Below are 17,385 nucleotides of genomic sequence, written 5' to 3'. Positions count from 1 at the left end.
AATCCCTAACAAAAGCGAAGGCGCAGCCCAGGCCGCATAAAAACGAGCCACACAAGTGGAATCTGCGCCAGGACATTGAGGTTGAAAAAACCGTTAGCAAACACCATCAAAAGGGTAATCTGCATTATTATTGAATATACAACTACCCTGGACACTTTTGATCCAGTGAATGCCATTACCCACGCAGCAACAAATCCGTGGGCAGCAGAAAATATTGCAACGCCATACTTGGAAAGCGACATGAATATGCTTATGTACCCTGTCGCTACGTTAAACGCCCCACTCACCTGGTAAGGAAAGGCAAACGCATCTTCAACTTCAACGCATCCGAACGCGCCTCTCACCACTCGCGGCCAAAGTGAGCACGTGAATGACGCATCCCCAGAAAACTGGGATATAACATGAATCGCATTGGTAAAGTTCAATATTGGCGTCACCAAATACATGTATATCCACATAAAGCCAGTTGGCAACCATTCGGGATAGCTAAAAACTGGATTAGAAAGAGAAAGGAACAACTCCCTGCCCGTACGCACGTCACCAATCCAGCCAAATAAGCAGATAACCGCTACGCCAGAAACAACAATAACGACCATTCGGGCCAATGACGGAACGCCCTTTACCGCAATAAAAATAAACAACATCTGCAGCACAGAAACAACAATCATCTTTCGAGTAACCAAAAGCGCAAAAACGCCCAGGCACATCACTGAGAGAAGTAAGTACCGTCGCCCTGCACCCAAAAGGTAACAATAGAACGCTGCAGTAGACAGCAATGCCCCAAGAGCCAGCACAAGACCATGCACTGAGGATATACCAAAAGAAAAGTGCGAGATCTGTGCGCCGCGCAGCATAGACACTAGCGGCACATAACCGGCGACAGCGACTTCAACTAGAGTAAGTGCGAAAAAGACAAGACACATTGCGTTGACCCGCGCTGCCCACGCCGGAACCTGGGATCCCTCGCCGGTCTGAACAAAATCCCGTCTACCGCCATACAAACTTCGCACCGCGCGAAACATCAAAATTCCAACGGCGTAGAAGGCACAGAAGGGTAAAATAAAAATGAGCTGCGCCAACAGAATTTCTGAGAGATCGTAGAGCTGGAGCTCCGACAATCGAAGACTGTATAGCAAAGCTACTAATAGCCATGAAGACAGAAATACTGTCAATGGCGAGATTAATCGAAGTCGCACTTGATCGTACCCACATTCACTGAGCACGTGAGAGGATCCTTTTTCTCAGTGAGTTAATCCTCTTAACAACTGCAGCAGGCACAAAAGTACCACTCCAGAGAGCTAATTTCTCCGCAATGGACAGCCTGCTTGAGTTGATAAATCTCCGAGCAGATGATGAATCCCTGCATATACTCATCCCATTAACCACCTTCAAAACCATTCGACGATACACCATTCGCCCAACTGCGTCGCGGTGGTAATGCCGATCAAATATACTAAGCAAAGCAACTACTCGGGCCGAATCATTCTTGGATATCGCATCGGGCAATTCGATCGAATCCAGAAGAACTTCATTAATCCCAAGGAATGTGAACCTCTGAGACGCGCGAATGAAGAACTCCCAATCTTGAAACCTAGGAAGCATCGGATCAAAACCTCCAATCTCGCAAGCAACCTCCCTCCTAATTATCGCGGAAGGGGTATCAATGAAGTTATCAATCAGCAAGTTTCCGTAAACATTCTCATTATGAATTCTTCTTGGAAAAATTCCAATTTCTCGACCCTGCGGATCGACTTTTCGCACAAGCGAGTAAACGCCATCAACCCGTGCACTTGATGACTCCAAGACAAGCAACTGTTTCTTGATCTTTTCCTCCGCCCATACCGTATCGCTGTCAAGAAAAGCAATGAATTCTCCAGACGCAACCGATATACCGACGTTCCTCGCCCCACCGCCGCCTTGCCTACTCTGACAGCGCACGTACTTTACGATCGCACTGTCATAGGCGGAAACAACCGCCGCAGTGTGGTCAGTTGAGAGATCATCGACCACAATTATTTCATGGGCAATTCCATCACATGCTGCCAATGCACTTTCAATCGAGCGACCAAGGTAGTTGGCTCGATTGAAAGTGGGGACCACAACGCTGACGATCACATTACTCATCTCTCACGCCCTCGTGCCTCTCCCATATGCAATCCGCAATCGCCCGCGGATGCGCGCCTCGGACATATCCTCTTATCATCGACAACACTGAAACACCACCAAATGGACCGCGAAGCAAAGTCCCAACAAGTGGCTTCAAGAGCCGTAATTCTGGATAGTGGCGAAGAGTGATTCCAAGATCCCACCCGCGCTCGCTCCGCCGGAAATGACTGCGACGAGAGCCAGGAGCCAATCGAGAAAGTTCGTGCTCAATCGTTCCCTCGCACCGGACCTCAATCGCCTGAATTCGCGCCAGACGTTCGATTCGCATGCAGAAGCTTGTGTCAACACCATAGAAGGCAAATCGCCTATCAAAGGCGTCACCGTACGCACTCTTAATTCTATCAAGCAACTCTCTCGACGCTGCAAGCCCCGACCCGATGGAGAAGAAGCCGCAGGGTCTCTCAATTAAATGCCGCCCCTCCACCATCAACTTTCCAAGAATTCTCGGACCATGCTGTGCACTAGCGGCCACAATCTTCGGAACAATTAGGTCTACATCATCATGTTCGCACAATGCAGAAAGATAGAGCTCGTCAGGATCAGAATCGTCATCGAGGATGCATAATCTTCTGAAGTTAGCGCGCTCAAGAATACTATTGTAAACAGTGGACAGCGGGGAGTTCCCCAGGGTCTCACACAATTCGATATCAACGCACTCTGAGAGGTTTCCCCATAGATCAATCATACTATGAGACCTAAACGAAGCGGGTCCATTGTTCCAGATCACAAGCTTGGTTCGGACACTGGAGAATAAATGCAAATTTCTCTGGAGAGACGCAATTGTGCGACAATCAGCCGAGATCTTGTTATATACCAGCACGCAGATGCAAAGATCGTATTCACCCGAACACGCTCCTCGCACTTCATTTTGTCCATTGCGCTGACTTCCAGAGTTCATCAATTCAGTTCCTTCCTAGACCTAGCCTTGGCTCGAATCGAACCCAAAATAGAACTGACAAAATCACGATCAATAGCGCATGCAACGGCCGAATACACACACACACCGGCTATCACAACGAGCAGCATTTCGACCCAATCCATGCCTCCTGATTGGAGACGCTCGCCCCAGATGAACGTAATGGAACAAGTCATTATGAAAGCGCCGAGCAGCGGTCGCCATATAGCATCTAAGAGCTGCTTGGGTTTCGCTTTCAGCGCGCTCATGCAGGCCCCCATGACTGGGACAGAGTTGAGTATATTCGCGGCTAGATAGCACGCCGCCATTACAAGGATCCCGTAGCGAACGCCGACAAGAAACGCCCCGACTTGGAGAATAGCCCCCACCAAGCCAAGCTTGAAAAGTACTCCGGTTCGACCGGTTGCCATGAAGACCACCCCCGTTGTGCTTAGGATGGCTTGAAGGAAGCCGGTTGGCGCAAGCCACGCAAGAATGTCGCTCGCCAACTTCCACTCCGCACCAAATGCCAGCCGGACAAATGGCTCGCGAAGGAGGAAGATGCCCATCATCAGAGGTGCAACGATGAATGAGACGACGCGCACTGACCCGAAGTACGCCGCCCTCATTCCAATCAGATCACCTTGAAGTCGAGACATAGCCGGAAACAGCGATCTTGAAACAACAACTGTCAGGCTCTGCAGGGGGAACAACATGATTCGATAGGAAAGCGAATATGCACCGAGCACTGCTGTCGGCAACATTCGCCCAACAATTACGATGTCTGCGTTCCTCGAAAAATAGTTAACGAAATTGAATCCTATTAACCCTCTACTGAAGCTCAACATTCTACCGAACTGATACCAGCTCCATTGCCGCGGTGAAGCTGGCCTCCAAGTAGTGGCCTTCCAGAGCATGCCACTGGAAACAACCGCTCCGACAACTGTCTGCAGCACAACGCTGTAGACGCCAGCGCCGAGAGCGGCCGAGACAACAGCAACACCAATGCCAACGCCTGCCGCGAGCATTTCAATTTTCGCCACAATGTCAAAGCGCTGCGATCGCTCGAGCAAAGCTTGATGCACCGCCGATGCGCTCAAGACAGGGAAAGCCAACGAGAGCCCCCCCAATGCCGGTACAAGTGTAGTCACTCCGAATGCGCCTCCCACTTTTGGCGCGAGGATGCAAATGGCGAGCATCAGGATTAGCCCGAATCCAATATTCAACCAAAACGCAGTATTCGTCATGGATGGATCAAGTGTTTCAGATTGAATAATCGCGGCAGATGACCCCAAGTCCTTGAAGAGGATCGCAAATGCCGACACAACCGAAACCAAGGCGACCAAACCGTATTCCGTCGGTCCCATCAGCCTGGCAAGCACGAAGATCCCCACCACCTGAGCGGCAACTCGCACAAACTGAGAAGCCGCGATCCACGCGGCCCCAGCTGCCAAGCCAGTCATGACCTATCCTTCGCTGGAATTAGTCGACCCGGCAATGTCGCCTTCCGTTTAACACGCATCCGAAGTGGCTCACATCACCGAAAGCGCAAACTAAGCTTGAACGCGTGGAACAAGCTCGAATCAGGCTTCATGGGATTTATAATCATAGTAACCATAACTGTAGTATCCAGTCGCGCGCCGCTGAACAGCGTTGAAGATCGCGCCGCGGATGCGGACCCCATTCTGTTCGAATCGGCGCTTGGCGAGTGCCAATTCCCTTGCCTGATTCAAGCCAAAACGCGCAACCATGAGGCAGGTGCCTGCATGATGAGCAATGATCGCAGCATCCGTGACAGCCAGAATCGGTGGCGTGTCTATGATGATAAGGTCATAATTCGGGGAAAGCTGCTCCAGAAGCCGAGTGAAATTCGGGTGCATCAGCAACTCCGAGGGATTTGGTGGAACCTCTCCGCGAGCGATGAAATTGAGGTTCTCGACCCCCGGCATCGCGCGCACCACCTGCGAATGATCCGCCTTGCCGACCAGCACATCAGACAGGCCCGGCGTCTGCGTCGCACCCAGCGCTTTGTGAAGGGTCCCCTTGCGCATGTCAGCATCAATGATCAACACGCGCTGCCCCACTTGAGCAATCACCGCCGCCAGGTTCGACGAGACGAACGTCTTGCCCGCGTTTGGACTGGCACCTGAGATCAGAACAATGTTGTTCTTTGCTTCGAGGCGCGCGAAGTGCAGACTGGTACGCAGACTGCGAACTGCCTCAATTGCTAGGTCGGCGGGATCCTTGACTGCGAGAAGATGGAGTTTCCCGTCTGCCTTGAACTTGCCGCGGACCGAATTACTCTGTTGCTGAACACTCACCGGGATAGATGCATAGACTGGCAACCCCAGCTCCTCGATTTGAGCAGGATCCTCTATTCCACGATTCAGCAGTTGCTTCAACAGGACGAAGGCAATTGAAAGAAACGCCCCTAGGGCCAAGCCAGTAAGAACAATCAAGGCCTTTCGTGGCTTGACTGGCGTGGTCGAATCCACCTCGGCCGCATCCACAATGCGTACATTGCCCACCGTACCCGCGCGCGCAACGTCCAGCTGCTGCGCCTGATTCAGCATGCCGGTATACATCTCGTTGCTGACCTGAAGGTCGCGCGTCAAGCGAAGCAATTCCTGCTGAGCTTCGGGCAACTGCTTCACCTGCCCCTGGAATCCGCTCTTTCGACCTTCCAGCTCTCCGATCTGCCGCATCAGTGCCTGATAGGCCGGATGATCACGCGTGAACTTGCGGTCCATCTCCGCCTGCTGCAATCGCAGCTGCTGAATGCTGGTTTCCACAGCCACTTCCTGATCCAGCAGGCCCTTGGTCTGCAAGCTCAGATCCACGGAGTTGGCGCGCGTCTGGTAGGCACTCAGCGCCTTCTGCGCGGCGTCCACCTGATTACGTACGTTGGGCAACTGCTCCCTCACGAAGGTCAGCTGCGCAGAAGCTTCGGCCGAGTTGCGTTCCACGTTCTGTCGCACGTAGGCCTGGGCGACCTGCTGCAGGAAACGCTGTGCAAGATCAGGATCCGCATTCTCATAGGCCAGCGTCAGGATGCCCGACTCCTTGCCCGACTCACTTACAGCAACCTTCTTCTGCAGCTCTCCCACCACCGTGAGATGACGCTGGCGGGTCACTTCAAAACGCATACCTGGATGCGCGCGCATCTCGGCAATCTGCGCGGTCACCCCCTTTCCGCTGGCGACCTTGCCGACCTGCCCCTTCAACAGAAGATTGTCGTCTTCGTCGAACAGTTCATAGCCGCTGTTCTCGCCGACGACCAGAGTCATCGGGCGCGCCAGCAGCGCACGCGGCACGTCCAGCTGGAAGATCTCCAGCTTCTCGCCGCCCCAGCCGAAACGGCTCATGCCAAAGCGTACATCAGCCAGAGCATCAGGATCGGCACGCTCCGCCTTGCGCGCAACGTAGCCACCCAGGAGCGGGAAGCGATTGGGCTCGATGTTGACATCCAGCTTCAGCGCATCGACAGCACTACCGACAACCGCGCGAGAGGTGATGAGCGCGATCTCGGTTGTCGCCTCCGCCGTGCCACCTCCAATGCCAAGCGACTGACTGATATCAGAAAGGCCTGGCAAGCTCGGCACTTTCGATTCCACCTGCACGATTGCGTCGGCGCGATAGATGGGCGTCGCCAACAACGCGTAGGCGGCAGCAATGACGAAGAACGCCCCCGTAATACCGGCAATCCACCACTTGTGGTCAATCAGTGTGCCTAGCAACTGCCGCAGGTCGATTTCATCAGCATCATCCTGCGCCGGACTACGGGTATCAGTGGTCATCAGTAAGAACTCTTCAATTGGATGTAGGTGCAGTCAGAGATGAGAAGTCAGCGCTACAGGTGCCGCGCCCAGCTCTCCACACCCTCGGCCATCAACTTGTAAACATGCTCAAACGCCGGGCGCTGCTGGCGGTATGGATCAGGAATCTCCCGATCCTGCTGCCACTTGCCCAGCAGGAAGGTTTTTCCAGATGCCTGCGGCGCGATCTCGGCGATGCGACGCACGTGCTTGCGCTCCATGGTCAGCACCAGATCGGCGGCTCCCAGGATGGCGTCATCGATCTGGCGCGCGCGATGGGCCAGGCCATCCATGCCCTGCTCGACCAGCAGCTCCTGCGCTGTGGCATCAATGCCATGCCCAACCAGCGCACCGAGACCAGCGGAGGATACCTGGATGCCCCTGCCCTCGACCGCCTGGCGCAGCATCACTTCTGCGGAGGGACTGCGGCAGATGTTGCCGACACATACAAAAAGAACGTTCTTGAACACTGACCTGGATCCTGTGGCATTCCTTGCGGCGCACGCGACCAGAACATCCAGGGCCGGCGGCAGCCGCACAGCATACCTTACAAGCACACTACAGGCGATGAAATCGCTAACAGATTCATGGAATTACGTCGCAGTTCCAGAAATCGACCACCTTAGTACGCCGACTTCTGCCCCAGAACCTTCAACGCCGTCAGCACGATGATCCTCACGTCCAGCGTAGGACTCCAGCGCCGGATGTAGTCGATGTCGTACTGCACGCGCTTCTTCATCGAGCGCAGCTCCGGGGTCTCGCCACGCAATCCGTGCACCTGCGCCCAGCCTGTGATTCCCGGCTTGACGTAGTGGCGGTGCATGTAGCGCTCGATCACCCGCTCGTAGTGGTTGTTGTGCTGGATCGCGTGCGGTCGCGGCCCCACCACGGACATGTTCCCACCCAGTACATTGAAGAACTGCGGCAGCTCGTCCAGGCTGCTGCGGCGCAGGAAGGCGCCAAACCGCGTCACGCGCGGATCACCGCGCGTTGCCTGGGTGATCTGCCCCGCGCCCTCTGCATGCACACGCATGGAGCGGAACTTGAGCATCCAGAATTCCTTGCCGCCCAGTCCGTGACGCTTCTGCCGGAAAAGCACCGGCCCCGGCGAACTCAGCTTCACGCCAATGGCCAGCACGGCAAACAACGGCGCCAGAAGGATCACCGCAATGCCTGCCACAACGATGTCCTCAACCCGCTTGAACAGGCGGAAGCGATGATCCACCAGACCCTGGCGTACGCCGATCATCGGCACGTCACCCACCTGGTGTACGCCGGGATTCAACGCACCCAGCCCCGAGGTATCCGGAATCAGGCGCACCGGCACCGGAAATCGCTCGATCTGCTTGAGCATGTCCTTGATCGCGGCCGCGTGCCCCATCGGCATCGACACCCAGACCTGGTCGAATTCTCCGCGGTGCTGATCCATGTACTGCGGAACGTCTTCCAGCCGTCCCAGCCTGCACGGCGCATCCCCACCACGACGGGTAGCGATATCGCCTGCACTGGCGAAGTAGCCGATGACGTCCTTGCCAAGCTCTGGTTTACCACGCAGCAGACGGTGCAGCCTCAAGGCAGGCGCCCGCAGCCCGACCAGCAGGATCCGCTCATGATCCATCCCGCGTGAACGCAAGCGATGCAACTGCACTCTCAGCAGTACGCGCAGTGCAGCCATGGAGCCCAAGCCAAAGGCATACCAGCCGATCAGCCAGGTAGAGGGGACCGCATCGGCAAGTCCGACCAGGACGACGTAGAGCGAGAACAACGCGAAGGTGGCAGACCACGCCAGCAGCAGCAGCCAGAGATCAGCGAGAAGTCCGCGCATCCGCCAGTTGCGATAAACCGGCGCCACCGAGAAGCAGATGACGGCGCTGAGGATCAATGCACCAAACACGATGCGCTGGGAGGAATCAGGGGCCCCTGCCCCAGACATCAGGATGTGGGAGAGCACTGCCATACCCGGCAGCAGCACCAGATCGCCCAGGCGCAACCCCAATTCGAGGGCGGCTCGGGCCTCGACGCGGCGGCGACCCGCCCGGGCCCGCTCTGCGGGAAGGTCTTCTACTGATCCATGTAGCAAAGCACTTCTCCAATACCTGCTCGACCGGACGCCGGAGCGTCCGCGGTCACGTGCATGGACTCCCCACCCAGCACGGAAATATCGAGGCTGCGTCAATTAAATGTGGAGGGATTGTGAATGAAGTCCGAAGCAAAAGATAGGAACGTCAAGTCGGGGACTGAATGAAGTTATCGTCAGGAAGTTACGTAAGTCCCTAGAATTATTGTGAATTTCATATGTGTCACAATGAGTCAATGTGCGTCATTTTGAGTCGAAATCATCCATCCACGTCCGGATCGCATGTCGGCAAATTGACAGTCTCAAGCTCACCCCACCCCGCACCGCACCAAAGCCCAGCAACCTCCCTCTGCTACCATCGGCGGTTCTGTTCATCGCGTCCCCCACCTGCCCGCGATGGCGCCAAACAACGTAACGAAACACAGGAGTCTGCATGTCTTCCGAGCTGCTCAAGTCCCTTGGCCTGGACGCGATCAACGCTGGCACGTACCTGGGCAACGGGGAGTGGTCGAGCGCGACCAGCGGTGAGCTGATCACCCCGGTCAACCCGACCACCGGCGAGCCGATCGCGCAGGTCCGCGCGACCACCGAGGCCGAGTACGAGACCGTCGTCGCCCGCGCCCAGGAAGCTTTCAAGGTCTGGCGCACCACGCCGGCTCCGCGCCGCGGTGAAGCCGTGCGCCTGTGCGGTGAAGCGCTGCGCAAGCACAAGGACGCCCTGGGCTCGCTGGTTGCGCTGGAAATGGGCAAGAGCAAGCCCGAAGGCGACGGCGAAGTGCAGGAGATGATCGACATCGCCGATTTCGCCGTGGGTCAGAGCCGCATGCTGTACGGCTACACCATGCATTCCGAGCGCCCCGGCCACCGCATGTACGAGCAGTACCACCCGCTGGGCCTGGTCGGCATCATCTCGGCCTTCAACTTCCCGGTCGCGGTGTGGAGCTGGAACTCGTTCCTGGCCGCCATCTGCGGCGACGTGTGCATCTGGAAGCCGTCCAACAAGACGCCGCTGACCGCCATCGCCTCGCTGAAGATCTGCAACGACGCCCTGCGTGAAGCCGGCTTCCCGGACATCTTCTTCCTGATCAACGATGCCGGCACCGCGCTGTCGGAGAAGATGGTCGATGACCGCCGCGTGCCGCTGATCAGCTTCACCGGCTCGACCCAGGTTGGCCGCACCGTCAACGAAAAGGTTGCGCGCCGCCTCGGCCGCTGCCTGCTGGAGCTGGGTGGCAACAACGCCATCATCCTGGACGAAACCGCCGACCTGAAGCTGGCCGTGCCGGGCATCGTGTTCGGCGCGGTCGGTACCGCCGGCCAGCGCTGCACCACCACCCGCCGCCTGATCGTGCACCGCTCGATCTATGCCGACGTGCTGGCCACGCTGGTCAAGGCCTACAAGCAGGTCGAAGGCAAGATCGGCGACCCGACCGATGCCGCCAACCTGATGGGCCCGCTGAACAGCGATGGCGCCGTGCAGCAGTTCCTCGATGCCATCGCCCAGGCCAAGGCGGCCGGCGGCACCATCGAAACCGGCGGCACCCGCATCGACCGCGCAGGCAACTTCGTGCTGCCGGCGATCGTCTCGGGCCTGAAGAACAGCGACGCCGTGGTCCAGCATGAGACCTTCGCGCCTATCCTGTACGTGATGCCGTACGACAGCATCGACGAAGCCATCGACATGCAGAACGGCGTGCCGCAGGGCCTGTCGTCCTCGATCTTCACCCAGAACCTGAAGACCGCCGAGAAGTTCCTGTCGGCGGCCGGCAGCGACTGCGGCATCGCCAACATCAACATCGGCACGTCCGGTGCGGAGATCGGCGGCGCCTTCGGTGGCGAGAAGGACACCGGCGGTGGCCGCGAGTCCGGCTCGGATGCATGGAAGGTCTACATGCGCCGCCAGACCAACACCATCAACTACTCGGATTCGCTGCCGCTGGCGCAGGGCATCAAGTTCGATCTGTAACGCTATCTGTAGTGCCGGGCCATGCTCGGCAGGATGCGCCATGAACACCGCAGGTAATGCAGCCGAGCATGGCTCGGCTCTTCAGGCTGGGAAGCCGGTGATTGATTTCACCGGCCGCCGCGTGCTGATCGCCGGCGGCAGCAAGGGCATTGGCCGTGAAATGGCGCTGGCGTTTGCCGGCGCCGGCGCGCAGGTCGCGGTCTGCGCGCGCGGCCAGGCCGGTCTGGATGCCCTGCGCACCGATGCACGGGCGCAGGGCTTCGAACTGCACGCGTTTTCCGCCGATCTGGCCGACCCCGGCCAGATCCAGGCCTGGCTGCAGGCCGCTGCCGACGCGCTCGGTGGCATTGACGTGCTGGTCAACAACGCCACCGGCTACGGCATGGCCGACGACGACGACGGCTGGGCCGCCAGCCTGCAGATCGACCTGATGGCCGCCGTGCGCGCCTCACGCCTGGCACTGCCGTGGCTGCGCGCATCCGGCGATGCCTGCATCCTCAACCTGTCTTCGATTGCCGCGCAGCAGCCGCGTCCCGGTGGCGCACCCTATGCCGCCGCCAAGGCCGCGCTTTCGCACTACACCACCTCGCAGGCGCTGGCGCTGGCCAAGGACCGGATCCGGGTAAATGCCATCGCGCCGGGCTCGATCGAGTTCGATGACGGCCTCTGGGACCGCCGCCGCACCGAAGATCCCGCCCTGTACCACGGTACGCTGGCGAAGATTCCGTTCGGCCGCTTCGGCCACCCGCGCGAGATCGTCGATGCAGCCCTGTTCCTGTGCTCGCCGCTGGCGCGCTGGATCACCGGCCATGTGCTCAACGTGGATGGTGGCCAGGTGTTGATGGGCTGACACCGGCACTCCGGTAGTTGCCTACCTTGGTTGGCATGCCTTTCGTCGACCAAGGTCGACGCCTACCACGGCTGGAATGCCTTTCGTCGACCAAGGTCGACGTCTACCACAGCTGGCATGCCTTTCGTCGACCAAGGTCGACGCCTACCACGGCTGGCATGCCTTTCGTCGACCAAGGTCGACGCCTACCTGGCTGGAATGCCCTTCGTCTGCCAAGGTCGACGCCCACCATCGCATCCGCCGGGCATGGGATTGCCCGGGCAGAGGCACTATCATGTGCACACTGCCAAGGAGGACCCCGATGAGCGTGGCACCCCGACAGACAAGCGCCCTGGCCGTGGTCAGCCTGGTCATGGGCATCGCCAGCTGGACCGTCCTGCCCTTCGTGGCCAGCATCGTGGCCATCATCACCGGCCACATGGCCCGCGCCGAGATCCGCCGCCGCCCGCATGAACTGGAAGGCGATGGCCTGGCCGTCACCGGTCTGGTACTGGGCTGGGTGATGGTCGGCGCGGTGATCGCCGCCATCCTGGTCTTCATCCTGTTCTTCGGCGGCCTGGCCTGGCTCGCTGCGATGTCGAACTGACTGCCATGACCGCCTCCGACAGCACTGAACGCTTCAGCAGCCGCGTCGCCGATTACGTCCGCTACCGGCCCGATTACCCACCCGCGCTGCTGGAATGGCTGCACGGCCCGATGGGCGTCAGCCGCGAGGCGCTGGTCGCCGACATCGGCGCCGGTACCGGTATTTCCAGTCGCCTGTTCCTGGCCAGCGGCCATCCGGTAGTCGCGGTTGAGCCCAATGCCGCCATGCGGGGCGCGGCCGAGCAATGGCTGGCACCGCAGTACCCGCAGTTCCGCGCGGTCGACGGCCGCGCCGAGGCCACCACACTGGACGACGCCAGCATCGATCTGGTCAGTGTCGCGCAGGCCTTCCACTGGTTCGACACCGTGGCGGTGCGCGCCGAGTGGCAGCGCATCCTGCGCCCGGGTGGCCTGGCACTGATCTACTGGAATTCGCGCCTGCTCGATGCCAGTCCGTTCCTGGTCGGCTACGAACAGTTGCTGCTGGATTACGGCACCGACTACTCCGCCGTGGCCGAGCGCTACCAGGACGATGCCACCATGCAGGCCTGGTTCGGCCCCGGCCTGCGCGGCATGGTCGAGCTGCCGAACGTGCAGCACCTGGACTTCGACGCCCTGCGCGGGCGCCTGCTGTCCTCCTCCTATGCCCCGCAAGCCGGTCATCCGCGTCACGCGCCGATGATCGACGCTCTGCAGCACCTGTTCGCCGCCCACGCGGTCGACGGCCAGGTCGCTTTTGAATATCGAACCCGAGCCTTCCTCGGCACGCTGGACTGAACCGACGCATGTATTCGCTTGCCCGCCCCTTCCTGTTCTCGCTCGACGCCGAGCGCGCCCACGGCCTTGGCCTGTCCGCACTGGACCTGGCCTACCGCACCGGCACCACGCCGCTGCTGGCCGCACGCATCGCGCCGATGCCCAGCACGGTGTTCGGGTTGACCTTCCCCAATCCGGTCGGCCTGGCCGCCGGCCTGGACAAGAATGGCGAGCACATTGATGCGCTGTTCGCGCTGGGTTTCGGCTTCGTCGAAATCGGCACCATCACCCCGCGCCCGCAGGCCGGCAATCCGCAGCCGCGCCTGTTCCGCCTGCCGGAACACAACGCGATCATCAACCGCATGGGCTTCAACAATGCGGGCGTGGACGCGCTGGTGCGCAACGTCGAGCGCGCGCGCAACCGCCGCGGCCTGCTCGGCATCAACATCGGCAAGAACAAGGACACCCCGAACGAACAGGCCGTGGACGATTACATCGCCTGCCTGGACAAGGTGTTCCCGCTGGCCGACTACATCACCGTCAACATCTCCTCGCCCAACACCGCCGGCCTGCGTGAACTGCAGGAAGAAACCGCGCTGCGCCAGCTGGTCAGCCAGTTGCGCGATCGCCAGGAAGATCTCGCGGCCCACCACGGTCGCCGCGTGCCGATGCTGGTCAAGGTGGCACCGGACCTCAGCGAGCGCGACATCGATGCCGCCGCCCGCGTGCTGGGCGAACTGCAGGTGGACGGCGTGATCGCCACCAACACCACAATCGACCACAGCAAGGTGGCCGGCGACCCGCTGGCCAACGAGGCCGGCGGCCTGTCCGGCGCGCCGGTGCTGGAGCAGTCCACCCTGGTACTGCGCCGTCTGCGTTCGCGCCTGCCCGAGTCGGTGCCGTTGATCGGTGTTGGCGGCATCCTGTCCGGTGCCGACGCCGTGGCCAAGATGGCTGCTGGTGCGGCCCTGGTGCAGTGCTACAGCGGCCTGATCTTCCGCGGCCCGGCCCTCGTCTCCGAATGCGTGGAGGCGATCCGTCGCCGCCGCGAAGCGCCGAGCCGCGGCGCGGTGGCCCCACTGTGAGTGCGCCCATGGATACCGTCGACGGCAACGCCCCGCTGCGCTGGACGCTCACCCGCAATGCGCCGCTGCAGGCGCTGAACACCTTCCATGTGCAGGCCAGCGCCGCTCAGCTGCTGGAACTGCACGATCCCACGCTGCTGCCGGAAGTGCTGGCATTGCCCGAAGTGGCCAGCGGCCCGCTGCTGGTGCTGGGTGCCGGCAGCAATGTGCTGATCGCCGAGGACCTGCCGGGCACCGTGCTGGTGTTCGGCAACCGTGACATCAGCTTCCTCGAGCATCGCGCCGACCATGCCGTGATCCGCGCCGGTGCCGGTGTGCCGTGGCACGGCCTGGTGATGTGGTCGCTGCAGGAAGGCCTGTCCGGCCTGGAGAACCTGGCCCTGATTCCCGGCACCGCCGGTGCCGCGCCGATCCAGAACATCGGCGCCTATGGCGCGCAGGTCGGCGAGTTCATCCAGGCCGTCGAAGCCTGGGACTGCCAGGAACAGGCCTGGGTGCGGCTGGACAACGAACAGTGTGGCTTCGCCTACCGCGACAGCGTGTTCAAGCAGCAGATGGACCGCTACCTGATCACCGCCATCGAACTGAAGCTGCCACTGCTGCATGACCTGCGCATGGACTACGCCGGCATCCGCGAGGAACTGCAGGCGCAGGGTGTGGAATTGCCCAGTGCGGTGGACGTGGCCAATGCGGTGATCGCGATCCGCCGCCGCAAGCTGCCCGACCCGGATGTACTGGGCAACGCCGGCAGCTTCTTCAAGAACCCGGTGCTGCCGCTGGAACAGGTCGACGTGCTGCTGCAGCACTTCCCCGAGCTGCCGGTGTTCCCGTCCGACCAGGACGGCAAGCGCAAGGTCTCGGCGGCATGGATGATCGAGTCCTGCGGCTGGAAGGGCTTCCGCGAAGGCGATGCTGGCGTGGCGCCGAGCCACGCACTGGTGCTGGTCAACCACGGCAACGCCACCGGCGCTGAACTGCTGGCGCTGGCGCGACGCATCTCTGCTTCCGTGCTGGAGAAGTTCGGCGTGCCAATCGAACCGGAGCCCCGCCTGCTCGGCGCACAGTGGTGAACACCCCCGCCCTCTCCCCCAGCGCCACCCCGATGCGGGCGGCGCTGCTGATGCTCGGCAGCACGATGGCATTCGGCCTGATGGCCGTGGCGATCCGCTACGCCACGCGCTACGTGCCCACCCAGGAAGTGGCGTTCTTCCGCAATGCCTTCGGCCTGCTGGCGCTGTTGCCGATGCTGCTGCGGCCAGGCCACGCGCCGCTGAAGACCCAACAGCTGCCGCGCTACTTCGTGCGCAGTGCGATCGGCCTGGGTTCGATGCTGTGCGCCTTCTGGGCATTGGGCCATCTGCCGTTGGCGCAGGCGGTCTCGCTTTCGTACTCCACCCCTCTGTTCGTCACCATTGCCGCCGTGCTGTGGCTGGGCGAGACCGTGCGCGTGCGTCGCTGGGCGGCGGTGGTTGTCGGCTTCATCGGCGTGCTGGTGATCGTGCGCCCCGGTACCGCGGGCTTCACCGTTGGCAGCCTGGTGGCGGTGGGTGCGGCCGTGCTCAGTTCGCTGGTGGCGATCCAGATCAAGCAGCTCACCCGCATCGACAGCGCCGACACCGTGGTGCTTTACACGTACGTGTTCTGGGTGCCGTTGTCGTTGGTGCCGGCAGTGTTCGTCTGGGTCTGGCCCACTGGCATGGCGTGGTTGTGGCTGCTGGCCACCGGCGTGCTGGGCACCATCGGCCAGCTGCTGTGGACGCGTGCGCTGCGCCTGGGTGAAGTCTCGGCACTGACCCCGATCAGCTTCCTGCAACTGCCACTGGTGACGCTGTTCGGCTGGCTGCTGTTCAACGAAACGGTGGACCGCTGGACGATCATCGGTGCCGGCATCATCCTCGCCGCCAACGCCTACATCGCCCATCGCGAGGCCGTGCTGTCGCGCCGCGCCGCAAGCGCAGCGGCGTCGGCGGCAGCCAAGCCCGCCGAATGAAAACCGCCTCGATGGACAAGCCCTTGGTAGAGTCGACTGTTAGTCGACTATCGCGCCCAGCGCGGGCTTTGCCTGTTCCAGTCGAAGAGCAGTCGACTAACAGTCGACTCTACCCGGCGCGATCTTGGCAACGGCCCAGAACCTAATCCAGCACCCGATACACCCGCTCCGCCGCATCGAACACATTGCCCGGTGCGAACTGCTCGCCCAGGTAATGCAGCGACTGCCGGCGCAGTTGCGGCGAACGCTCCTCACCGTCGCTGCCCAGCAGTACCTGCTGGAACTCGATCAGGTCCTGCAGGATGCGCCAGTGCCGGTACCAGGCGATCCAGCGCGGGTCGCCGCGGTCGCTGCCGTAGCCGTCCTCGAAGCCCAGCGGATTCTCGCGCCCCCAGCGCCCGCCAACCGCCGCACCGATGAACATCAGGTCGCGCTCGCGCGGTGCCAGCGACAGGCCATCCCAATCAATCAGGTGCAGGCCCCCGTCATTGCCCATCAGCAGGTTGCCGGCATGCAGATCGGTGTGGCACAGATGCAGGTCTACCGGCACGTCCTGCAAGGTCGCGAGCAGTTCCCGTGCCTGTGAATGCAGCGCCGCGATGCGCGCATGCTGCTGGTCCCATACCGAAACGAATGCGCGGCCCAGCCCGTCCTTCGCGGCCGCCAGGCCCTCGCCGGCCAACCACTGCCCGACGGTCTCCAGCGCCGCGGTTTCCAGCCGCACGATCGGCAGCGCCTGCTGCAGTTCCGCCGGCAGCTGCGCACCGTGCAGGCGCCGCAGCACCTCACCCAGCCGTTTCCACTGGGTGCGGCTCAACGCTGCCTCGAACCCGGACTGGCCTTCCACATAAGGGAACAGGGTGAACTGCAATCCCCAACGCTGCACCGACGCACCACCGGTCAGTGCCGGCCACGGCGCGACGATCTCATCGATACCCAACGTGCCGCGCATCCAGTGCAGGCTGTCCCACACCGATGGGTCGACCTGGTAGGTGCGGCATTTCAACCACCACTGCCCGTGCCGCGCATCGACGCGATACACGCTGGCATTGGCGTCGGCGCCCACCGGGCGTGGCACCACGGCGGTGGGGGTGATGCCATAGGATTGTTGCAGGACTTCGCCGAGATGCTGCGCCGAAGCGAATGACATGGATGCAAGCGGAAAGTGTTACCTGCCGCCACTATCGCAGATGCGCTCGC

Annotated in this window: 14 protein-coding genes; 7 read left to right on the top strand and 7 right to left on the bottom strand. The window is 60.7% G+C overall.

The annotated features are described in order from the left end of the window. Positions 1-5: 5 nt before the first annotated feature. The 6 genes from ACZK33_RS10495 to ACZK33_RS10470 all read right to left on the bottom strand — a co-directional run bounded on the left by ACZK33_RS10495 (position 6) and on the right by ACZK33_RS10470 (position 8,866). Positions 6-1,079, bottom strand: coding sequence for a hypothetical protein (locus ACZK33_RS10495; protein ID WP_423174725.1), 1,074 nt, complete (start codon positions 1,077-1,079; stop codon positions 6-8). Between the two features lie 133 nt (positions 1,080-1,212). Then, on the bottom strand, positions 1,213-2,124 hold the full coding sequence (locus ACZK33_RS10490) for a glycosyltransferase family 2 protein (protein ID WP_423174724.1): 912 nt from the start codon (positions 2,122-2,124) through the stop codon (positions 1,213-1,215). A 939-nt stretch (positions 2,125-3,063) separates the two neighbouring features. Then, the gene (locus ACZK33_RS10485; RefSeq protein ID WP_423174723.1) at positions 3,064-4,524 is read right to left on the bottom strand and encodes a lipopolysaccharide biosynthesis protein; all 1,461 of its coding nucleotides are present in this window, start codon (positions 4,522-4,524) and stop codon (positions 3,064-3,066) included. Positions 4,525-4,644: 120 nt separating this feature from the next. After that, positions 4,645-6,858 (bottom strand): polysaccharide biosynthesis tyrosine autokinase, encoded by a 2,214-nt coding sequence (locus ACZK33_RS10480; protein ID WP_423174722.1) that lies wholly within the window; start codon positions 6,856-6,858, stop codon positions 4,645-4,647. A gap of 53 nt (positions 6,859-6,911) precedes the next feature. Next, on the bottom strand, positions 6,912-7,415 hold the full coding sequence (locus ACZK33_RS10475) for a low molecular weight protein-tyrosine-phosphatase (RefSeq protein ID WP_423174721.1): 504 nt from the start codon (positions 7,413-7,415) through the stop codon (positions 6,912-6,914). A gap of 83 nt (positions 7,416-7,498) precedes the next feature. Beyond that, entirely contained in the window at positions 7,499-8,866 is a 1,368-nt protein-coding gene (locus tag ACZK33_RS10470; protein WP_423174720.1) for an undecaprenyl-phosphate glucose phosphotransferase, read from the bottom strand. A gap of 520 nt (positions 8,867-9,386) precedes the next feature. Between ACZK33_RS10470 and amaB the strand changes: the two genes are divergently transcribed. The 7 genes from amaB to ACZK33_RS10435 all read left to right on the top strand — a co-directional run bounded on the left by amaB (position 9,387) and on the right by ACZK33_RS10435 (position 16,185). Beyond that, the gene (gene amaB / locus ACZK33_RS10465) at positions 9,387-10,919 is read left to right on the top strand and encodes an L-piperidine-6-carboxylate dehydrogenase (protein ID WP_049398541.1); all 1,533 of its coding nucleotides are present in this window, start codon (positions 9,387-9,389) and stop codon (positions 10,917-10,919) included. Positions 10,920-10,959: 40 nt separating this feature from the next. Then, positions 10,960-11,769, top strand: a complete 810-nt coding sequence (locus tag ACZK33_RS10460; RefSeq protein WP_423174719.1) for an SDR family NAD(P)-dependent oxidoreductase — start codon at positions 10,960-10,962, stop codon at positions 11,767-11,769. Between the two features lie 301 nt (positions 11,770-12,070). Beyond that, complete coding sequence (locus tag ACZK33_RS10455; protein WP_010484694.1) at positions 12,071-12,355, top strand: DUF4190 domain-containing protein; 285 nt, start codon at positions 12,071-12,073, stop codon at positions 12,353-12,355. A 5-nt stretch (positions 12,356-12,360) separates the two neighbouring features. Continuing rightward, positions 12,361-13,131: a class I SAM-dependent methyltransferase gene (locus ACZK33_RS10450; protein WP_423174718.1), complete on the top strand. Its 771-nt coding sequence runs from the start codon at positions 12,361-12,363 to the stop codon at positions 13,129-13,131. An 8-nt stretch (positions 13,132-13,139) separates the two neighbouring features. After that, positions 13,140-14,195, top strand: a complete 1,056-nt coding sequence (locus ACZK33_RS10445) for a quinone-dependent dihydroorotate dehydrogenase (protein WP_423174717.1) — start codon at positions 13,140-13,142, stop codon at positions 14,193-14,195. 8 nt (positions 14,196-14,203) lie between these two features. Continuing rightward, positions 14,204-15,265, top strand: coding sequence for a UDP-N-acetylmuramate dehydrogenase (gene murB, locus ACZK33_RS10440; RefSeq protein WP_107431775.1), 1,062 nt, complete (start codon positions 14,204-14,206; stop codon positions 15,263-15,265). A gap of 32 nt (positions 15,266-15,297) precedes the next feature. After that, positions 15,298-16,185 (top strand): DMT family transporter, encoded by an 888-nt coding sequence (locus ACZK33_RS10435; RefSeq protein WP_423174746.1) that lies wholly within the window; start codon positions 15,298-15,300, stop codon positions 16,183-16,185. Positions 16,186-16,327: 142 nt separating this feature from the next. Here the strand turns inward: ACZK33_RS10435 and ACZK33_RS10430 are convergent, their stop codons facing one another. Further along, positions 16,328-17,335, bottom strand: a complete 1,008-nt coding sequence (locus ACZK33_RS10430; RefSeq protein WP_423174716.1) for an aminoglycoside phosphotransferase family protein — start codon at positions 17,333-17,335, stop codon at positions 16,328-16,330. Positions 17,336-17,385 lie beyond the last annotated feature (50 nt).

This window comes from Stenotrophomonas sp. 86156_Sma (assembly GCF_056481625.1).
This window is presented reverse-complemented; position numbering and strand designations above follow the sequence as displayed.